Origin of the sequence: Pseudomonas cichorii (assembly GCF_019719005.1) — a bacterium.
Taxonomy (GTDB): Bacteria; Pseudomonadota; Gammaproteobacteria; order Pseudomonadales; family Pseudomonadaceae; genus Aquipseudomonas; species Aquipseudomonas cichorii_E.
Window position 1 is genome coordinate 1 of the sequence record NZ_JAIGPJ010000005.1, and the last position, 19830, is coordinate 19830.

Annotated in this window: 16 protein-coding genes; 9 read left to right on the forward strand and 7 right to left on the reverse strand. The window is 59.5% G+C overall.

Annotated elements, in window-relative coordinates; all coding sequences use genetic code 11:
- Nucleotides 1-162: 162 nt before the first annotated feature.
- A complete protein-coding gene (locus K5D32_RS06230; RefSeq protein ID WP_221578517.1) occupies nucleotides 163-1095 on the reverse strand; it encodes an AraC family transcriptional regulator in 933 nt (310 codons plus the stop codon).
- A 363-nt stretch (nucleotides 1096-1458) separates the two neighbouring features.
- Here K5D32_RS06230 and K5D32_RS06235 point away from each other — a divergent pair, with 363 nt between their 5' ends.
- A complete protein-coding gene (locus K5D32_RS06235) occupies nucleotides 1459-2442 on the forward strand; it encodes an aldo/keto reductase (protein ID WP_221578522.1) in 984 nt (327 codons plus the stop codon).
- A gap of 15 nt (nucleotides 2443-2457) precedes the next feature.
- On the opposite strand, the gene K5D32_RS06240 is transcribed toward K5D32_RS06235, so the two are convergent.
- Nucleotides 2458-3363: a LysR family transcriptional regulator gene (locus K5D32_RS06240; RefSeq protein ID WP_221599494.1), complete on the reverse strand. Its 906-nt coding sequence runs from the start codon at nucleotides 3361-3363 to the stop codon at nucleotides 2458-2460.
- 106 nt (nucleotides 3364-3469) lie between these two features.
- Here K5D32_RS06240 and epsC point away from each other — a divergent pair, with 106 nt between their 5' ends.
- From epsC to K5D32_RS06265, 5 genes are read left to right on the forward strand one after another with little or no spacing between them, the layout of a single operon-like run.
- Nucleotides 3470-4234, forward strand: a complete 765-nt coding sequence (gene epsC / locus K5D32_RS06245) for a serine O-acetyltransferase EpsC (RefSeq protein ID WP_221599495.1) — start codon at nucleotides 3470-3472, stop codon at nucleotides 4232-4234.
- A gap of 18 nt (nucleotides 4235-4252) precedes the next feature.
- On the forward strand, nucleotides 4253-5143 hold the full coding sequence (locus tag K5D32_RS06250) for a VOC family protein (RefSeq protein ID WP_221599496.1): 891 nt from the start codon (nucleotides 4253-4255) through the stop codon (nucleotides 5141-5143).
- A 14-nt stretch (nucleotides 5144-5157) separates the two neighbouring features.
- On the forward strand, nucleotides 5158-6048 hold the full coding sequence (locus K5D32_RS06255; protein WP_221599497.1) for an NAD(P)-dependent oxidoreductase: 891 nt from the start codon (nucleotides 5158-5160) through the stop codon (nucleotides 6046-6048).
- Nucleotides 6049-6051: 3 nt separating this feature from the next.
- Nucleotides 6052-7569, forward strand: coding sequence for an aldehyde dehydrogenase family protein (locus K5D32_RS06260; protein ID WP_221599498.1), 1518 nt, complete (start codon nucleotides 6052-6054; stop codon nucleotides 7567-7569).
- Between the two features lie 5 nt (nucleotides 7570-7574).
- Nucleotides 7575-8732, forward strand: a complete 1158-nt coding sequence (locus tag K5D32_RS06265; RefSeq protein ID WP_221599499.1) for a M20 aminoacylase family protein — start codon at nucleotides 7575-7577, stop codon at nucleotides 8730-8732.
- Between the two features lie 81 nt (nucleotides 8733-8813).
- On the opposite strand, the gene K5D32_RS06270 is transcribed toward K5D32_RS06265, so the two are convergent.
- Nucleotides 8814-10190: an L-serine ammonia-lyase gene (locus K5D32_RS06270; protein WP_221599500.1), complete on the reverse strand. Its 1377-nt coding sequence runs from the start codon at nucleotides 10188-10190 to the stop codon at nucleotides 8814-8816.
- A 126-nt stretch (nucleotides 10191-10316) separates the two neighbouring features.
- Between K5D32_RS06270 and K5D32_RS06275 the strand changes: the two genes are divergently transcribed.
- Nucleotides 10317-11234 carry a LysR substrate-binding domain-containing protein gene (locus K5D32_RS06275; RefSeq protein WP_221599501.1) on the forward strand — a complete coding sequence of 306 codons (918 nt, stop codon included), beginning with the start codon at nucleotides 10317-10319 and terminating at the stop codon, nucleotides 11232-11234.
- A gap of 47 nt (nucleotides 11235-11281) precedes the next feature.
- On the opposite strand, the gene K5D32_RS06280 is transcribed toward K5D32_RS06275, so the two are convergent.
- The 4 genes from K5D32_RS06280 to K5D32_RS06295 all read right to left on the reverse strand — a co-directional run bounded on the left by K5D32_RS06280 (nucleotide 11282) and on the right by K5D32_RS06295 (nucleotide 16676).
- The gene (locus tag K5D32_RS06280) at nucleotides 11282-12610 is read right to left on the reverse strand and encodes a DUF3100 domain-containing protein (protein WP_221599502.1); all 1329 of its coding nucleotides are present in this window, start codon (nucleotides 12608-12610) and stop codon (nucleotides 11282-11284) included.
- A 380-nt stretch (nucleotides 12611-12990) separates the two neighbouring features.
- A complete protein-coding gene (locus tag K5D32_RS06285) occupies nucleotides 12991-14340 on the reverse strand; it encodes a VOC family protein (protein WP_221599503.1) in 1350 nt (449 codons plus the stop codon).
- Nucleotides 14341-14370: 30 nt separating this feature from the next.
- On the reverse strand, nucleotides 14371-15621 hold the full coding sequence (locus tag K5D32_RS06290; protein WP_221599504.1) for an aspartate aminotransferase family protein: 1251 nt from the start codon (nucleotides 15619-15621) through the stop codon (nucleotides 14371-14373).
- Between the two features lie 137 nt (nucleotides 15622-15758).
- Nucleotides 15759-16676, reverse strand: a complete 918-nt coding sequence (locus K5D32_RS06295; RefSeq protein WP_221599505.1) for a LysR family transcriptional regulator — start codon at nucleotides 16674-16676, stop codon at nucleotides 15759-15761.
- 145 nt (nucleotides 16677-16821) lie between these two features.
- Here K5D32_RS06295 and K5D32_RS06300 point away from each other — a divergent pair, with 145 nt between their 5' ends.
- The gene (locus K5D32_RS06300) at nucleotides 16822-18312 is read left to right on the forward strand and encodes an aldehyde dehydrogenase family protein (protein WP_311775769.1); all 1491 of its coding nucleotides are present in this window, start codon (nucleotides 16822-16824) and stop codon (nucleotides 18310-18312) included.
- 59 nt (nucleotides 18313-18371) lie between these two features.
- Nucleotides 18372-19658 (forward strand): FAD-binding oxidoreductase, encoded by a 1287-nt coding sequence (locus K5D32_RS06305; RefSeq protein ID WP_221578505.1) that lies wholly within the window; start codon nucleotides 18372-18374, stop codon nucleotides 19656-19658.
- The last annotated feature ends 172 nt before the right edge of the window (nucleotides 19659-19830 follow it).

Consider the following 19830-nt stretch of genomic DNA (forward strand, 5'->3'; position numbering starts at 1 on the left):
AGCAGTGAAACGATGCATCGCCGATGGTAGTGTGGGGTTTCCCCATGTGAGAGTAGGTCATCGTCAAGATTCAAACTCAGAACCCCCATCTGCGAAAGCAGGTGGGGGTTTTGTCTTTCTGGCGATTAAAACATCGCCTCCCCCAAGGAGCGAATTCATTCGCTACGTTGGGACTGAAGTCCGTGTCTGGCGAATGTCGCGTGAAGGTGGCGCGCCGAAGTGGCGGGCGTACTCGCGACTGAATTGTGAAACGCTTTCATAGCCCACTCGCAATGCCGCTGTATTGGCGTCCAGCCGCTCCGTCAGCATCAGGCTACGTGCTGCATGCAGGCGCAGTGTCTTCTGATACTGCAATGGACTGGTGCCGGTGAGTTGGCGGAAGTTATGGTGCAGGGTAGAGCCAGCCATGCCTGCAATTTCAGCGAGTTCGGCTATGCGCAACGGTTTGGCGTAGTTGCGCTTGAGCCAGTCAATGACCCTCACGATTCCCCGTGAGCGATACCCCTCCCGTACGATCCAGCGTAACCAGTCCCCGGCCTCACTGAGTAGCAGCCGCAGGCAGACTTCTCGCTTCACCAATTCTGCCATCAGCGGAATCTCCTGAGGTCGATCCAGCAGGCCGGCCAGACGATTGAACACATCAATCAACTCCTCCGATGCTTGCCCGGCAGCGTAGCAGCGAGTCGGAGTAGCGCGGCCATCGACCACAGGCATGCTCTGGACAACATCGTGAAGAATCGCCATATCGAGTTTCAATACCACTGAGAGGTAAGGACGCTCGGCAGTGGCCTCTATGACTTTTGCGGTGGTGGGAATATCAATCGAGGTGACGAAAAAGTCGCCTGGCACGGACAACAACTCTTCATTGCCGAATACCGTGTGCTTGGTGCCCTGAACAATCAGCGCCATGCAGGGTTCGTAGACGCAATAGGTCGGTAATCCCGGTGCCTCCATGCGGTAGAAGGTCAGGCCTTGAATGGCACTGTGGTGAGCCTCTCTACCGGCAGTATGGGCAAGCAACCGCGAAGTTAGCCGCTTTAGACCATCGCCTTCCCGAACGGGACTGAGGGCAGATAACGCCAACGATTGATTCATGAACGTAACCCTGCAAAGACGAAGATTGCAGTGTGCGTAGAAGATGTCATCTGCTCAAGTGGGGCGGCAGGATTGTGCAAAAAGAGTATCGGATTGTGATCACGCCCCGCAAAACCGCTCGTCTATCGTGAGGCTCTTCCTGTTGTTACCCACGAATTGAGCAAGGAATCTGTGATGGATCGGCGTGATTTTCTCAGGCTTTCGGCAGGCGGCGCACTTGCGGCCACATTGCTGCCCATGACTGGTAATGCCCAGTCTTTGACCAGTGTTCCATTTGGCGAGCGCGGCAGCGTGCTGCCGACTCGTGGCAATGTGGTGCGCACGGCGCTGCAGACAAACCTGGCCCGGCACAACCTTCGTTACATGACGCCTTACCGTTTCGGCATGGGTGGGACGCAAATCGGTAATATCTTTGCCCCCATCAGCGATGAGCAGGCGGCAGCTGTCTTGCAGTCGGCCTGGGATTCGGGCGTTCGATTGTTTGATACATCGCCCTTCTATGGATTCGGCCTCAGCGAATATCGCCTCGGACGTTTCCTGCATAACCGCAACCCGGATGACTATGTCATTTCCACCAAAGTCGGGCGCGTCTTCAAGGCGGCAGGCAAGCCTCGTGGCGATAGCTCGATCTGGACGTCCCCGGCACCTTTTGAATACCACTATGACTACACCGCCGCCGGAGCCAGGCGCTCTGTCGAGGACAGCCTGCAAAGGCTCGGCCTGGCGCGTATAGACGTGGTTTACATCCACGACCTGTCGCCAGACAACACGGAGTTGCAGGGCGGTTGGGAGGCGGCCTATGAGGTTGCTCGCACGGGAGCCATGCGAGAACTGGAAAAGATGCGCGAAGAGGGGCTGATCAAAGCCTGGGGATTCGGAATCAACCGTCCTGACGCCGCTGTTCGTGCTGTAGAGCATGATGATCCTGTGCCGGACATCGTCTTGCTGGCTTGCCAGTATTCCATTGTCGATCACGAACAGGCGCTTGACCGCACTCTGCCCGCATTAGCCAAGAAAGGCACAAGCGTGGTTGTTGGAACTCCGCTCAATGACGGTTTCCTGGGAGGCGGTCGGCGTTTCAACTTTTCGACCGAGTTGCCGCCCCTGGCTGTCGAACGTCGTACCAGACTGGCCGCCATAGCCGGTCGTCACGGCATCGACATGCGTACCGCCGCCTTGCAGTTTGCTGCCGCGCACCCGCTGGTGTCTGCCATCGTGCCTGGATCACGCGTACCGGGACAGATCGCCAGTAATGCCCAGTCCATGAAAGTCGCCATCCCGGCTGACTTCTGGGCCGAACTCAAGCAGGAGCGCCTCATTGCCGGACATGCTCCGGTTCCGACCTGATGCGGGCTGTCAGCCTCAGTTCTTGAACGCGGTCATTTCCTGCAACAGCAGCGTCATGAGCCGGCTGGCACCGACACTGAGCTGACGCCCCAGGCGGCTTATCAGGTGAGTCTGGGGGCTGCTGAACACTTCATGCTGCAAGGGCAGTGCCAGCAGTTTTCCGGCCTTCATTTCCTCTTCGATCACGAAGGTGGGCAGCAGCGTGACGCCGCCATGCATGGCGAAATGCTTGAGCATGGAAAAGGTGTTGCAGGTCAGCACCGGTTTCACTGAAACGCCCAGTTGATGCTCGGCCTCCAGAAGAATCTGGCGGATGCCGTAGGACACGCTTGGCAGAGCCAATTGGTAACGATCCAGGCCCTTGAGTTCGAGAGGGCCTTTTTCCTGAGCCAGTGGGTGAGCAGGACTGGTCACCACGCAGACGGGTTGCCGTTGATGGGCATGAGAGCGGATTTTCGGGTCGGCGGCCGGGTTGAAGACCAGGCCGATATGGGCCTCATCCTCCACCACCTGACGGATCACCTCGTTGCTGCCGCAGACATTCACGATCAGTTCTATCCTGGGATAGAGCGTCGAGAACTTTGCCAGCGGTTGCGCCAGGCTTTCCAGAAAACCTTCCCCCGATACCAGCGTGACCGAACCGCTGTGCAGCCCGCGCAACGCCTGAATGGACTCCAGCAGCACTTCCTGCTGGGTGAGCCGTTGCCGGTAATACGCCAGCACCTTGTCGCCCGCTTCAGTGGGTTTGACGCCACGGCGATGCCTTTCCAGCAGCGGTGATCCCAGCTCCTGTTCCAGTTGGGCGATCTGTCGGCTGACGGCCGAAGGCGCAACGTTCAGGAAATCAGCCGCAGCCCTGACACTGCCCAGGCGCACTGCTTCGAAGAAATAAAGAATCCGCCGATCCTGAACGAGGCTCATGATTTTTCCTGTGTTGCGGTAAAGGCAACATAAATTCAATTTTTTGATTATTGCTGATGGGGGTCAGCGCTGTCCATACTCGATCCATAGGCAAACGGGAGGGTGTATGACAGCTCTTTGGCAACGTCTGCGCCAACAGGCGCAACAGCTTGGTGAACGTAATCCGGTGCTTGCCCTGCATGCACATAACCGGATTCTGGCGCATTCGTCCTTTGAGTCTGCGCTGGCCGCCAACCTGGCTCACCAGCTACAGGACAAAGTGCCTGATGCCGACCTGCAAAGCTGGTTCAAGGCTGTTTTGCAGTCCAATCCGACCATCGCCGAAGCGGCGGCTGTGGACATCAGCCATCTGGTTATCGTCAACCCTGCCTGCCCCGATCACCTGACGGCATTCCTGACCTTTCGCGGCATCCAGGCCGTGCAGGCCTATCGCATTGCCCACTCGCTCTGGAATGACGGCGACATCCAGAGTGCCGTGCTGCTACAGAACTGGGCTGCCAGTGCCTGGAGTATCGATATTCATCCCGCCGCCCGGCTTGGCAAAGCCCTGTTCGTCGATCACGGCATCGGGCTGGTGATTGGCGAGACCGCTGTGGTCGAGGATGAAGTCAGCCTCTGGCATGGCGTCACGCTGGGCAGCACCCTCAATGAAGCAGGGGATCGACACCCCAAGATCCGTCGCGGCGCGCTGATCTGCGCCGGCGCGACCGTGCTGGGCAATATCGAGGTGGGCGAGCGCGCCATCGTGGCCGCCAATTCCGTTGTACTCAAACCCGTGTCTGCGGGCGTCGTGGTGGCCGGTGCGCCCGCCAGACCCGTCGGCACTGCACCGGCTTCACTCGCTACCTTCACGACAAAATCACAAGAATAATGCAGGGATAGTTCATATATGGCAGCCGTCGCTCAGTTTCCACAAGGTATCGATCATCCGCTGGTCACGGTGCGTGACCATGCCCATGTGCTGCAGCTCTATCGGAAAATGGGCTTCATGCCGTCTCCGGTCAGTTATCACCCATGGGGCAGCGTGACCTCGCTGATGATGTTTGAAAGCAACTTCATCGAACTGATCGGGATCGACGATCCGGCAAAGTTCGGCACCAACTCGGTCAACGGTTTCTGCTTTGGTCGCCAGTTGGGCGAGTTTCTGGACCGTGGCGAAGAGGGCGTTTCGCTGGTGGCCTTGCACAGCAAGGATGCGGACGCCGATCACGCACGTCTGGTCGAAGCAGGTCTGCCGAGCCAGGGGCGTATCGATTTTCGCCGCAGCATGACGTTGCCTGACGGTCGTCCCGATGAAGCGGTTGTGTCCCTGGGATTGTTCATCGACCCGGCGCTGCCCGACGCCTCGAACTTTATCTGCCATCAGCACCGCCCCGAACTGATCTGGGTACCGGGCTGGCAGAACCACTGCAATGGAGTGGACGGGATTTTCAGCGTGACCTACCTGGCTGATCCGGCAGAACTGGAGCCACGCTGGAAAGCCCTGTATGGCGATGCCGTCACCTATAACGGCAACATCTTGCAAGCCGATACCCGCTGCGGTCTTCTGCGAGCCATGGATGCCGCCACCGCTGCCCTTCAATACCCCGGCGTCAGGCTGCCTCACGCCGCCAGCGATCGAGCCCATGCCATCGCCATCTGCCTGCATACCAAAAGCCTGGACACGGTGCGTTTCATCCTCGAACACAACGAAGTACCCCACGAACAAGTGCCTGGCCGCGTCATGGTGCAACCCGAAGCGGCGGGCAACGTCATCCTTGAATTTGTACAAAACTTTTAACCGAGATACGGAACATGACTTTGAAAGTAGGTGTGATCGGACTGGGTAACATGGGCGGCGGCATGGCGGCCACCCTGGCGAGCAAAGGCTTCGATGTGAGCGGTTTCGACCTGTCTCAGGCCGCACTGGCGCAAGCCGAAAGCAAAGGCGTCAAGCCGGTTGCCGACCGCAAACAACTGATCCAGGACTCGGACATTCTGATCCTGTCGCTGCCCAAGGCCGAGCACGTCGAGTCGGTCTGCCTGGGCGAGGCTGGCATCATAGAGTTCGGTCGCAAGGGGCTGGTTGTCGTCGACACCACCACCTCTACACCGGAAATGAGCCGCAAGGTCGCTGCTGAACTGTTGAAGACCGGAGTGGCCTTTATCGATGCCCCGGTTTCCGGCGGCCCCAAAGGCGCAGCCACCGGCACCATGTCCATGGTGATTGGTGCTGAGGATGATGACCTGGCTCGCGTCATGCCCATGCTTGAAGGCATGAGCGGCACCCGCGTTCACGTCGGACAGTGTGGTGCTGGCAACGTCGCCAAGATTGCCAACAACATGCTGGCGGCCTGTCACCTGATCAGCACCGCCGAAGCCGTCGCCATGGCCGCCAAGGCCGGTGTCGATCCGGAAAAACTCCTGCAAGGCCTCAACGCCGGTTCCGGTCGCAGTGGCGCAACCCAAGTCATGTTCCCGACCTGGGTGCTCAACAAGGCCTACGACTCCGGTTTCACCATGGGCCTGATGCGCAAGGACGTGGGGCTGGCCAGCGATCTGGCGGACAGCCTGGACATGGAGCTGCCGCTGTCCCGTGTGGTTGCCCAACTGTGGAAAGCCAGCAGCGAAACCCTGGCGGATAACGAAGACTTCTGCGCAATCGTGCAGCGTACCGATGCCCAACTTTACGGCCGTGGAGAGTAACTGATGAGCACTGCAAAAATCCTTGATCTGCTGCGTCCTTACTGGGGCGATCGCAGTGTCATTGCCAGCTACGTCGGCGGTGAATTCGTCGAAGGCCACGGTGCTCCGGTCGAAGTGCGCAACGCCCATGACGACAGCGTCCTGCTGAGTTTCCCCGATGCCGATGAGTCCCTGGTCGAACTGGCCGACAAGGCCGCCAAGACCGCTCAGGCGCAATGGTGGGCACTGACCGCCCAGGCCCGTGGCCGGGCCATGTACCAGATCGGTTCGCTGATTCGTGAAGAGCAGGAAAACCTGGCCCAGATCGAATCCCTGACCGCCAACAAGCCGATTCGCGATGCTCGTGTCGAAGTGCTCAAAGTGGCCGAGATGTTCGAGTACTACGCCGGTTGGGCCGACAAGCTGCATGGCGAGATCATTCCGGTCCCTACCACGCACCTGAACTACGTGACCTACGAGCCGCTGGGCACCGTATTGCAGATCACGCCCTGGAACGCGCCGATCTTCACTTGCGGCTGGCAGATCGCGCCGGCGATTGCTGCCGGTAATGCGGTGATTCTCAAACCGTCCGAACTGACACCCCTCAGCTCGCTGATGATCGGCGTGCTGATCGAGCGTGCCGGTGTGCCGAAAGGCCTGGTTAACGTGATTGCCGGTTTTGGCCACTCCATTGGCCAGGCTTTTATCGCCAGGGCCGATATTCGCAAGGTGGTATTCGTAGGCTCGCCTGCAACCGGTCGCCATATCGCCGTGGCTGCCGCTCAGCGTTGCATTCCGGCGGTGCTGGAACTGGGCGGCAAATCGGCCAATATCGTGTTTGAAGATGCCGATCTGGAAGTTGCCTTGCGCGGTGCTCAGGCGGCGATTTTCTCCGGTGCAGGGCAAAGCTGTGTATCCGGTTCGCGCCTGCTGGTGCAGGAATCGATCTTTGAAAAATTCACCAACGCCCTGGCCGTGGCCGCCACGCAATTCAAGGTCGGTGACCCGAGCGACCCGGAAACCCAGATCGGCCCGATCAACAACGCCAGGCAATACAACCATGTGAAAACCATGGTCGAAGGCGCGTTGAAAGACGGCGCGAAACTGGTGGGCAAAGATGCAGATCCCATCCCGAACAAACCTGGCTACTACGTCAATCCGACCGTACTGGCCGGCACCAACGACCTGTACTGCGCTCAGGAAGAAATCTTCGGGCCTGTGGTCGTGGCGATTCCGTTCAAGGACGAAGAAGATGCCATCCGCATCGCCAACGACAGCCGCTTCGGTCTGGCCGGTGGCGTCTGGACCCGAGATGTCGGTCGTGCCCATCGCGTTGCCAAACAAGTGCGCGCCGGGACCTTCTGGGTCAACGGCTACAAGACCATTCACGTCAGCTCGCCTTTCGGCGGTTACGGCGAAAGCGGTTATGGCCGCTCCTCGGGCCTCGATGCATTGCGTGAGTACAGCGAAGTGAAAAGCGTCTGGGTTGAAACTGCCGCCAAGCCTGCTGCAAGTTTTGGCTATGGCGCGAGTCTGGAGTAACCGTCATGAAGATTTCCAAAGCCCTGATCGATCAGGCCACTGTCTGGCGTCGCACGATCCACGCGGCCCCCGAACTGGGTTTCCAGGAGCTGCAGACCTCCGACAAGGTAGCGAATCTGCTGACCAGCTTTGGCATCGAAGTCCATCGTGGCCTCGGCGGCACGGGAGTCGTCGGCACCCTGCGCAATGGCGATGGCCCGGTGATCGGCATTCGTGCCGACATGGACGCGCTGCCGATCCAGGAACTGGGCGACACCGCCCACAAGTCGGTACACAAGGGCTGCATGCATGCCTGCGGACACGATGGCCATACCGCGATTCTGCTGGCGACTGCGCGGCACTTGTCTGAAACACGCAAATTCCGTGGCACGGTGCATTTTGTCTTCCAGCCAGCCGAGGAAAATCTGGGCGGCGCCCAGCGCATGATCGAAGACGGCCTGTTCGAGCAGTTCCCGATGGACGCCATCTACGGGCTGCACAACTGGCCGGGCGTCCCGGCGGGCAATGTCGTGATCAACCCGGGTCCGATGATGGCTTCGCTGGATACCTTCGAGATCACCCTGACCGGCAAAGGCAGCCACGCCGCGATGCCGGACAAGGGCACTGACCCGATTGTGGCGGCTGCCGAACTGGTACTGGGCCTGCAAACCATCGTATCGCGGCGTCTTTCACCGCTGGATTCGGCGGTGGTCAGCATCACCCAGTTCAATGCCGGGGAGGCGATCAACGTCATCCCGGAAACGGCGGTATTGCGTGGTACGGTGCGTTGCCTGCAGACGCCGGTGCGCGACAAGGTCCAGCAACTGATCGGCGAGTTCGTCGAGCGCTTGCCGGTGGCTTTCGGGGTGCGGGGCGAGTTGGTCTATAACGTCGGCTACCCGGTCACCGAAAACCATGTCGAAGCCGCTGCCACGATTCGTCGTGCGGCTGTTGCGGCGGTGGGCGAGGCCAATGTGCAGTGGGGTTGCAACCCGTCGATGGCATCCGAAGACTTCGCCTTCATGCTGCATGCCTGTCCGGGTGCTTATGTCTGGCTGGGTGTGGACGGCGAGAAACCTTCCGCCGCGCTGCATAACCCGTATTACGACTTCAACGATCAGGTGATCGAGCCCGGCGTTGCCGTGTGGACGGCGCTGGTGGAGCAGTGTCTGCCGGTGAGTTGATATTTTACCGGGTCTTTCGCGAATGAATTCGCTCCTACGGGCAACCCGGTAGGAGCCAATTCATTCCCGAACAGGGTGCAATCAGCACTCCACCAGATTCACCGCCAATCCGCCCCGTGACGTTTCCTTGTACTTGTCGTGCATGTCGGCACCGGTATCGCGCATGGTGCGGATGGCGTGATCCAGAGAGATGAAGTGCTCGCCATCCCCGCGCATGGCCATTTGTGCCGCATTGATCGCCTTCACGGCAGCTATTGCGTTGCGCTCGATGCAAGGCACTTGAACCAGCCCGCCGACCGGGTCGCAGGTCAGGCCAAGGTTGTGTTCCAGGCCGATTTCCGCGGCGTTTTCCACTTGCTCCGGCGAGGCTCCGATAATCTCGGCAAGCCCGGCTGCTGCCATGGCACAGGCCGATCCGACTTCCCCCTGACAGCCCACTTCCGCGCCTGAGATGGAAGCGTTTTTCTTGCACAGAATGCCCACTGCAGCGGCACTGAGAAAGAAACGCACCACGTCGTCGTCATTGGCTGCCGGGTTGAATTTCATGAAGTAATGCAGCACCGCAGGCACGATACCCGCTGCGCCATTGGTAGGCGCTGTCACCATACGGCCACCGGCGGCGTTTTCTTCGTTCACCGCCAGGGCGAAGAGGTTGACCCACTCCATGGCGCTGAGGGTCGAGCCGATCACGTTGGGGTTATCGAGGTTCTGCAGGTTCTGATGCAGGCGATAGGCACGACGACGGACCTTCAGGCCTCCGGGGAGAATCCCGGTTTCGTTCAGGCCCTTGTTCACGCATTCACGCATCGCCTCCCAGATGACCAGAATCTTCGCGCGGATTTCTTCCTCGCTGCGCCAGGCCTTTTCGTTGGCCATCATCAACCCGGAAACGCTCAGGCCATGGGTCTTGCACAGCTTGAGCAGTTCAGCACCGCTGGAAAAGTCATAAGGCAGCACGGTTTCATCGTTATCCAGCACGCCGCTGGCCGCTTGCGCAGCGTCGATCACGAAACCGCCACCCACCGAATAGTAAGTCTGCTCGTGCAGTTCGCCGGTCGCTCCGTAGGCACACAGCGTCATGCCGTTGGGGTGATAGGGCAGGCTTTCGTCCAGCAGGCACATGTCGCGCTGCCAGAGGAACTTGATTTCCCGCTCGCCAGCCAGCATCAACTGGCCGTTTTCCAGCAGGGCGTCGATGCGTTGATTGACCTGGCTGGGGTCGATCTGGTCTGGCCATTCGCCCATTAAACCCATGACAGTCGCACGATCACTGCTGTGACCGATGCCCGTAGCCGACAGAGATCCGTACAATCGCACTTCGATCCGTTCTACGCTATGCAACAGGTTGCGCTCGCGAAGGTCGGTTACAAACAGCGCCCCGGCCCGCATCGGCCCTACGGTGTGCGAGCTGGAAGGGCCAATGCCGATTTTGAACATGTCGAAGACGCTAATAGCCATCACGGAGGTCCTGCAAATGAGTTTCCATGGGAGTCATGGGCTCCCTGTTCATGGCTCTCATAGTTGGCTCAGGGCCATCAAACGACAAACGATTGTTCCTATGCAACGCTTTAGCGGAACTCTTCAATGAGCAGAATTTTCAACGCGCAGATGCACGCCTGGTTACAGGTGTTTGCCTGTGCCGCCCGACATCTTTCTTTCACCCGTTGCGCCGAAGAGCTGCACGTGACGCCGGGTGCCATCAGTCAGCAGATGCGTCAGCTCGAAGAGCGTCTGGGCTTCGCCCTGTTTCACCGGGTCGGGCGCGGGCTTGAACTGACCGCCGAAGGGCAGCGGCTGGCGCTGGTTGCCAACGAAGTGCAGAGCCGTATCAGCGATGAACTGCGCCTGCTGCATTCCGGACGGATCGGCGGCGTGTTCAAGCTGCGCTGCATTCCTTCCTTTCTCGGCAAATGGCTGATGCCACGCTTGCCACGCTTGCAGGAGGCTTTCCCGGATATCCAGTTGCGGATCATTGCCGAAGACAGCAGCGGCTCGTTGCGGGACGACGACTTCGATCTGGCCATCGATCTCAATGACGGCAGCTATCCGGGCCTGATGACTACGCCGCTGCTGGAAGAAGAACTGTTCCCCGTGTGCTCGCCCGCGCTGCTGGAAGGCAAGCCGCTGCTGGATACACCCAGCCAGTTGGTGCATTTCCCGCTGTTGCACGACATCACGGCCTGGCGTGGCAGCTACGAGTATGCCGAGTGGGAGTTCTACCTGGCGGCTATCGGTGCAGCCGGCATCGATGTACGGCGCGGGCATACCTTCAACCGCAATCACCTGACCATTGATGCCGCGAGAATGGGCATGGGTGTGGCCATTGCCCGCAAGGCGCTGATTACCGACGAGCTGGAGCAGGGCTCGCTGATCGTGCCTTTCGGGCATCCGATCAAGGCCAAGAAAAAGTACGTGCTGGCCTATCGTGAAGGTGCGTTGAGTACACCCTCCAGGCGTGCGGTGCATGACTGGCTGGTGAGCGAGGCCGTACCGGATAAATGAAAAAGGCGCGTCAGTCGACGCGCCTCTTCAATGTCCATCAGAGTGGATCAATGGAACAGTTCAGCAATCAGCACGGCACCGATGAAGGTGCCGAAGTTGGCGAGGAAAGAGACCAGTACGATCCTCCAGCCCAGGCGACGGAACGCCGGCAGATCCTTGGCAACCGACAGACCGGCGAAAGCCAGCATCGGGGTAATCACCGCCAGCATGTTGATCGAGCTGGTCAGGCGGGTGATTTCCGCAGCGAACGGGCAGGCAGGCGAGGTCAGGAACATTGCCACCAGCGACACCGTACACACAGCCGGGATCTTGCGACGCAGCAGGCTGCAGAGCATTTCACCCACGAAGGTACAGAAGATCATGATGCCCATGCCGGTGAGGGCATCGGTGGACAGGGTCTTGTAACCGACGTAGTTGGCGATCAGCGCCAGCGTACCGGCTGCCAGCCAGGCACTGACCTTGCCGGCCCAGCTCAGTTCTGGAACATCCAGTGAGACGTCCTTGCTGCTGATGTTTTCGTCGCTGATGGAGGCTTTGGTGGTGCGGCCGATCAGCGGCTCCAGCACCCGATAACCCCAGACCGCCAGCGGCAGGGAAATGAACAGGGTGAAGTAGGTGCCGATGGTGGTGGTGATCAGGTTGGAGGCTGCCGCCAGCGTCATGACTTCCTTGGCGACTTCCGGGGTCTGCTGAGCGGCAATGGCGCCTGCGGCGGCGGCCATCATGCTGCCCGAACCGATGCCCGCGCCCATGGCCAGGGAGTTGGGGTGGAAGATGCCGAGGCTGGCGATGAAGCCGGCCACGATGGCAATGAACAGCGCGCCGAACAGGGTGCCGGTCAGGTATTCGGCCAGTACGCCACGACCTTCGGGGGAATCCATGCCATAGCGCTCACCGATGATCGCCAGGCTCGGCTCACGGCCGACAGAGAAAGTGGCGCCGATGGCTTCACGCTTGATACCCAGCATCAGTGCAACCGGCAGGCCGAGAATCACTGTGCCGACGAAATGGCCAAATTCCTGGAACAGCAGCGCCCAGCCAGAAGCGAATACCACTGGAAGCGAACCGCCGACGACCAGGCCGAGTTTGGCGATGAAAATCAGCAGGGCAGGTTGCAGGATGGACGCTGAGCGCAGTTGCGTGGCGTGGTCGACACCGATGGTGCCTGGCATGCGGCGGCTGGCGATACCGATCACCGCGCCCAGTACCAGTGCCCAGACCATGGGCAGCAAGACAACTTTGCCGGGGCCCAGAGGGATGCTGATGGCACCGATCATTTCGGCGACGATAAGGATGATCGCGGCCCAGATATACAGTTTTACGGTGGCTGAAACAGCCTGCTTGTCGCCCGCCACTGCGGCCTGTGAGTGTTGCATGATGATCCCCTTGCCTGCTGAATGACCTTTTAAGAGGCCTTATCAATCGTTGTTATGCTTTTCAGGAGGGCGCGTTGTGGCGCCCGGGGCAGCTTTAAAAGTCCATGGCGTCCATGGAAGCCCTTGTGGGGCTGAATATTCTTGTAAGACCGCATAGTCATATCGGCCCAGGCTGCTTTGAACCTTTGGCTGGAGTATGCAGAGCAGCATGCTGCACACCAATATTGCGAACTTTATTTATCGTTGCCTTAATCAGAACACAGAAAGTAGGGTTTTCAGGAGAACCCGGTAGGAGCAATTCATTCGCGAAGGCCCGACAGAAATATGTGGTATGCCTTTTTCGCGAATGAATTCGCTCCTACGCCCGGGTATGGGAGAGGTTACAGCCCCAGCGCCTCCAGTGACCGGCGCTGGGTATCGGCATACAGCTTCAGCTCATTGATGGTCTGACGGCCAAGGGCTTTCTGGAACTCTTCCTGACTGGAGCTGGTCGCGTAATGCGACTGCGAGTCGTCACCCAGGTTGGACTGAAAGATGCCCGCCGCGCTGACCGGCAGGAAGTCTTCATACACCAGTGGCTCGAAACGAATATGGCCGTCCTTTATCAACTGCTCAAGATCGCCGTTCTGCGGGACGGTGCCTTTTCCGGTAGAGAAGTAGCGGAAGTAGGCCAGCTCCTGATCGCGCATTTCCTGATAGCTGTCGGGGAACGCCTGGAAGGTTTTTTCCAGCAGTTGTGCATAACGCACCGAGTTGGCTTCGTTGGGGAATTCGCCCAGTTCATCACGGGCAGCATTCAGCAATTGGTCGTACAGCGCCCGGCCTTTGGGCGTGAGCGCTGCGCCGCGTTGTTCTATTTCACCGAAGCGGGCTGAATGGCTGCCGGATTCACCGCTGAAGGTGATGGCTTCGTCCAGCGCCTTGAAGCTGGTCTGGCGCAGCAGGATCGGGCACTGGCGACGGGGTGGGCCTTCCACCACGGCTTTTGGCGTAATGCCTTTGCCGGGCATGCCGGCCTGTACGGCATCGATATCCAGCGTGCGCGGGGTCAGGTGGTTGATATGCGGGCCTCTGAAGGCCACGACATCGGCAATCAGACGATGCTGGGCATTGAGCCGTTTGTAGTCCTGCAACGAAACCGTCGCGCTGTTGTGCCAGCGGAAAGTTTCCAGTGCTTGTTGTACGAACTCTTCAGCGTCCGAATCGCTCAGGCCGCCTTGCTGCTCGTGCTTTTCAATCAGCGCCAATGCTCTGGGCGTGAAGATCATTCGCTGGGCCAGAACCCCGGCGGCAAAGGTGCGCAGCTCATCGTTTTCGATCAGTTCAAGGCGCAGCAGCGAGGTGAAGACCCGGAACGGGCTGACCTGCAACGACTGCTCGTGTACCGCCCGAAACGCCGTGGAGTGAACCGGCACACCGGCAGGCGTCAGGTCGTAATAGCCCACCGGTTCCATGCCCATCACCGCGAACAGGCGGGCGAGGGTAGTCAGTTCCAGTGCAGTGCCGACCCGGATCGCGCCGTGGCGCTCCATGTCCAGGCGCTGGATTTCGCCGGTCTGTTTCAGGCTTTCCAGCACTTTGGGCTGATGGGTCATGACGCTGTCGTTGACCTCGGACACCAGCTCCATCAAGGTGCCGTAGAGCGGCACTTCGGTCTTGTACATCTGCGACATGGCGCGGGAAAAGCTGGCTCGAATCTCATCACGGTTTGCAAAGCTTGCAGTGCTCATCTGGATCGTTTCTCCGCTAACAGGTCGCATTCAGTCGAGGGCCGCGAGACAGCGCTCGAAAATATCCAGCCCTTCATTCAGTACATCTGGCTCGATGGTCAACGGTGCCAGCAGGCGGATAATGTGCCGTGACTTGCCGCTGGGCATCAGCAACAGCCCGGCGTCCCTGGCCAGTTGCAGCAACCGGGCAAGTTGTGCGGTTCCCGGTTTGCCTTCGGGGGTGATCAGTTCGATACCGCGCATGGCCCCGACGCCGGTCAGCCTGCCCAGATAAGGCGAGAGTTTTTTCTCCTGCCAGGAACGGTAGCGGCTGACGATGATGTTTTCCTGGGTTTCGCCCCACAGCGACAGGTTTTCATCGCTCATTTGCGCGAGCGACGCCAGCCCGGCCGCGCAGGCGATGGGGTTGCCGGAATAGGTGCCGCCCAGTCCGCCTTTGGGCAAGGTGTCGAGCAGTTGCTTGCGGCCCACCACCGCGCCCAGTGGTATGCCGCCTGCGATGCTTTTGCCGAGCAGAATCAGGTCCGGCTCGATCCCCAGTCGGCTGAAGGCAAATCGCTGGCCGGTACGACCGAAGCCGGACTGGATCTCGTCGGCAATCAACACAATGCCCTTGTCATCGCAGAATGTGCGCAGCGCCTGGGCGAACTCGGGCTCCATGGGCAGGAACCCGCCTTCGCCCTGAACCGCTTCAAAGATAAAGCAGGCCACGTCACTGACATCGAGTTCGACGCTGAACAGACGATCCATCGCCTTCAACGCTTCGGCAGTGGTGACGCCCGTGTCCTTGCTCGGAAACGGGATGTGATAGACGGTGCCTGGCAGTACGCCGATACGCTGTTTGTAGGGCGCGACCTTGCCGTTGAGGTTCAGGGTCGCCAGGGTACGGCCATGAAAGGCGCCATCGAAGGCAATCACCGCCGTGCGACCGGTGGCACTGCGCACGATCTTCAAGGCGTTTTCTGCCGCTTCCGCGCCGCTGTTGGTCAGCATGCCGCTGAGCGGGTAGCTGACCGGCATGAACTGCTCCAGGGTGTTCATGAACTGGATATACGGATCATGGGGCGTGGCGTTGAAAGCGTAATGGGTCAGCTTTTCGGCCTGTTCCTGAATGGCCTTGACCACCAGCGGGTTGCAGTGGCCCAGGTTCAGCACGCCAATGCCGCCCACAAAGTCGATATAACGCTTGCCGGTCGTGTCCCAGACCTCGGCGTTTCTGCCGTGGGAAAGGGTGACAGGGTGAACGAATGAAATGGACGCGCTGATATTTTCGTTGCTCACTGGAAACGCTCCAGCAACGAATCGCGACGGGTTCTGAAGGTGTTCGGCGAAGACATGGGGGCATCCTGCTGTGTTGAACGTCGGGTCTATCTAAACGAACAACGGACATGCCCCGCAAACGAAATAAAATCGTCGAGTCATTCCAATAATTCTGAATGTCGGGCTTTTACCCGCTGTTTTATCCACTCCACGAATGCTTTGACCTTGGGGACCTGGGCCGCGTGTTCGGCATGGGCCAGAAAGTGCGAGCCATCGCTCTGCATCGGGTGATCCCAGGCAATCACCAGTTTGCCTTCAGCCAGTTCTTCACTGACCAGATAACGAGGAATCAGGGCAATGCCGCAACCGGCCTGGGCGGCCCGGATGCACATATAGAACGTGTCGAAACGCGGGCCGTGATAGCTGTTTTGCGAGTGCAGGTTCTGCTCCAGAAACCATTCATGCCAGGCTTCCGGGCGCGAGGTGCATTGCAGCAGGGTGTGGCCGGTCAGGGCCTGGGCGCTGGTGATGCCGCTGCCGCTGTGGGCCAGCAGGTCCGGTGCGCAGACCGGGACCACTTCCTCCTTGAACAGCTCGATACAGGTGGCGCCGGGCCAGGTGCCCTGACCGAAAAAGAACGCGACATCGGCCTTGGCCCTGACCAGATCGAAGGGTTCCAGCTCGCTGCGGATGTCCAGGTGAATGCCGGGGTTCTGGCTGCCGAAACCCTTGAGGTTAGGCACCAGCCAGCGGTCGCCGAACGTCGGTTGGGTGGCGATTTTCAGTACCTCTGTCTCGCCGCCATAGGTCAGGATATAGCGGCTCGACATGTCGACCTGAATGAGGATCTTGTTCACCTCGGCCATGTACAACTCGCCCGCAGGCGTCAGGTGCAGACGGCGGCGGATACGCTGGAAAAGCGGGTGGCAGAGCATCTCTTCCAGTTGCGCGACCTGTTTGCTCACGGCGCTCTGGGTGAGGTGCAACTCCTGGGCTGCGCGAGTGAAGCTCAAATGACGGGCCGACGCTTCGAAACACTGCAAGGCGGTCGTCGAGGGCATCAAACGCTTGGACATTCATGGTTACCTGTTGACGTGCGGGATGGTTCATTCCAAAACGGAATCATGTTTTTCTAAATGGTCGTTTGTGACAAGGACTGTTGCGGGTCAATACTGATCCACATCAATGATTTCAACCAGTGTCATGTACAGGAGAATCAATGTGGTTGCCAATTTGTTAGAAAGCCTGGGCGTAGCGAAAAGTGCTTACACAGAAGGGAACTACCCTGTCTACACCCCAATCGATGGCAGCCAGATTGCCTCCGTCAACCTGGAAGGCAAGGCGCAGGTCGTGGCCCGCATCGACCGCGCCCACAACGCGTTTCTGAAATGGCGCACGGTTCCGGCGCCACGTCGTGGCGAGCTGGTGCGCATCTTTGGTGAAGTGCTGCGCGAACATAAAGCTGCGCTGGGCGAACTGGTGTCCATCGAAGCCGGCAAGATCACTCAGGAAGGTCTGGGTGAAGTGCAGGAAATGATCGACATCTGCGACTTCGCCGTCGGCCTTTCCCGTCAGTTGTACGGCTTGACCATCGCTTCCGAGCGTCCTGGTCACCATATGCGTGAAACCTGGCATCCGCTGGGCGTGGTGGGTGTTATCAGCGCCTTCAACTTCCCGGTGGCGGTCTGGGCCTGGAACACCACGCTGGCACTGGTGTGCGGCAACCCGGTGATCTGGAAACCTTCCGAGAAAACCCCGCTGACCGCTCTGGCCAGCCAGGCCTTGTTTGATAAAGCCCTGAAAATCTTCGGCGATGCGCCCGAAGGTCTGGCGCAACTGGTCATCGGTGACCGTGAAGCCGGTGAAGCGCTGGTCGATGACTCGCGTGTGCCGCTGGTGAGCGCCACTGGCAGCACCCGCATGGGCCGTGAAGTGGGTCCGCGTGTCGCGGCTCGTTTCGGTCGCAGCATTCTGGAACTGGGCGGCAACAACGCCATGATCCTGGCCCCGAGTGCCGATCTGGATCTGGCTGTGCGCGGCATTCTTTTCAGCGCGGTCGGTACTGCCGGTCAGCGCTGTACCACGTTGCGTCGCCTGATCGTCCATCGCTCCATCAAGGACGAAGTGGTTGCGCGTGTGAAAGCGGCCTACGCCAAGGTGCGTGTCGGCGATCCGCGTGCCGGCAACCTGATTGGCCCGCTGATCGACAAGCAGGCTTTTGCAGCCATGCAGGATGCGCTGGGCAAGGCCCGTGATGAGGGCGGCCAGGTCTTCGGCGGCGAGCGCCAGTTGCAGGACAAATACCCCAATGGCTACTACGTGACTCCGGCCATTGCCGAGATGCCGGCCCAGAGTGAGGTCGTGCGTCACGAAACCTTTGCGCCGATTCTCTACGTGCTGGCCTACGACGAATTCGAGGAAGCACTGCGCCTCAACAACGAAGTGCCACAAGGCCTGTCGTCCTGCATCTTCACCACCGACCTTCGTGAAGCCGAGGCTTTCCAGAGTGCGGCGGGCAGTGACTGCGGCATTGCCAACGTCAACATTGGCACCAGCGGGGCAGAGATCGGTGGGGCATTTGGCGGCGAGAAGGAAACTGGCGGCGGGCGTGAGTCCGGTTCCGATTCCTGGAAGGCCTACATGCGTCGTCAGACCAATACCGTCAACTATTCCCGCGAACTGCCGCTCGCTCAGGGCATCGTGTTCGACTGACAGACAGGGCATCAGGCTCGCACTGCGAGCCTGAAACTTCATGGGGCTGGAGTGTTGCAATGACGCAATTTCGTCAAGAGTGCCTGTGGGAGCAACTGACGCCGCAAAGGCCCAGCCATCTGCCATTGAGCGGTGAGCGAACGGCTGACGTTTGCGTGATCGGTGGTGGTTATACCGGCCTGTCCGCCGCTCTTCAGTTGATTGAAGGCGGCAAGTCGGTGTGCATCGTTGAAGCCCATCAGGTGGGCCACGGTGGTTCGGGTCGCAACGTGGGGCTGGTCAACGCCGGGACCTGGGTGGCGCCGGACGATCTGGAAAAAGTTCTGGGCAGCGCCGAGGCCAATCGCCTCAATGGCGCATTGGGCGCGGCACCGGCTCTGGTGTTTTCCACCATCGACAAATACAGGATCGATTGTCAGGACACCCGTACCGGCACCCTGCACATGGCGCATAACGCCAGTGGCCTGGCTGACCTGCGCAGCCGCGCCGAGCAATGGCAGCGCCGTGGTGCCAATGTCGAACTGCTGACCGGCAAGGTCTGCGAAGATGCCTGCGGGACAACCAGGATATCCGGTGCTCTGCTGGATTATCGGGCCGGGACCGTCAACCCCATGGCTTATGTCTCAGGCATGGCGAACAGTGTGGTTACGCGGGGCGGGGTGATCTTCGGTGACTCCCCGGTAACCGGGCTGCAGCGCACCGATGATGGCTGGAAGGTCAGCACCGGTCAGGGCAGCGTGCGGGCCGAAAAGGTCATCATCGCTTCCAATGCCTACACCGAAGGCGAATGGACCGATGTGAAGAGTCATATCTTTGCCGGTTACTACTATCAGGTGGCCTCGCAGCCGCTCACGGGTCCCGAGCAGGAAGGCATTCTTCACGGCGGGCAGGGCTCCTGGGACACCCGCAAGGTATTGAGCAGTATTCGCCGCGACGCGCACGGGCGCCTGGTGCTTGGCAGTCTGGGCAATGCGGGCAATTATCCGCTGTGGTTTATCCGCCAGTGGGCGGACCGCATCCAGCAGCACTACTTTCCGCAACTGGGCAAGGTCGAGTGGGAAGGCACCTGGACGGGCCGTATCGGCTTTACGCCAGACCACTTGCTGCGTCTGTTCGAGCCGGCTCCCGGTCTGTTGGCCGCTACCGGTTTCAATGGCCGTGGCGTGACGACCGGAACGCTGGTGGGCAAATGCTTTGCGGATTACCTGCTGACCAACGATGCCAAGGCTCTGCCAGTAAGCTTTTCGAAGAGCAAGGCGGTCGTGGGCAGTTCATTGCGCACACTGGCCTACGATGCCGGTTTTACGCTGTATCACGCCGGGCAGTGTCTGCGGGTCGTACTCTGATTTTCTACAACGAATAAAACGCCATACAACAAAAGTTCTCGTTCAATTTCTGCTGCCGTACGAAATCGACTCAAGGAAATACACATGGCAAGTTTCATACCTCGCCCGGCTTTGCCGTGGCGGTCTTTCGGCATCCGGTCTATCTGAATTCCGTTTGAAAGTAAGCCCATAA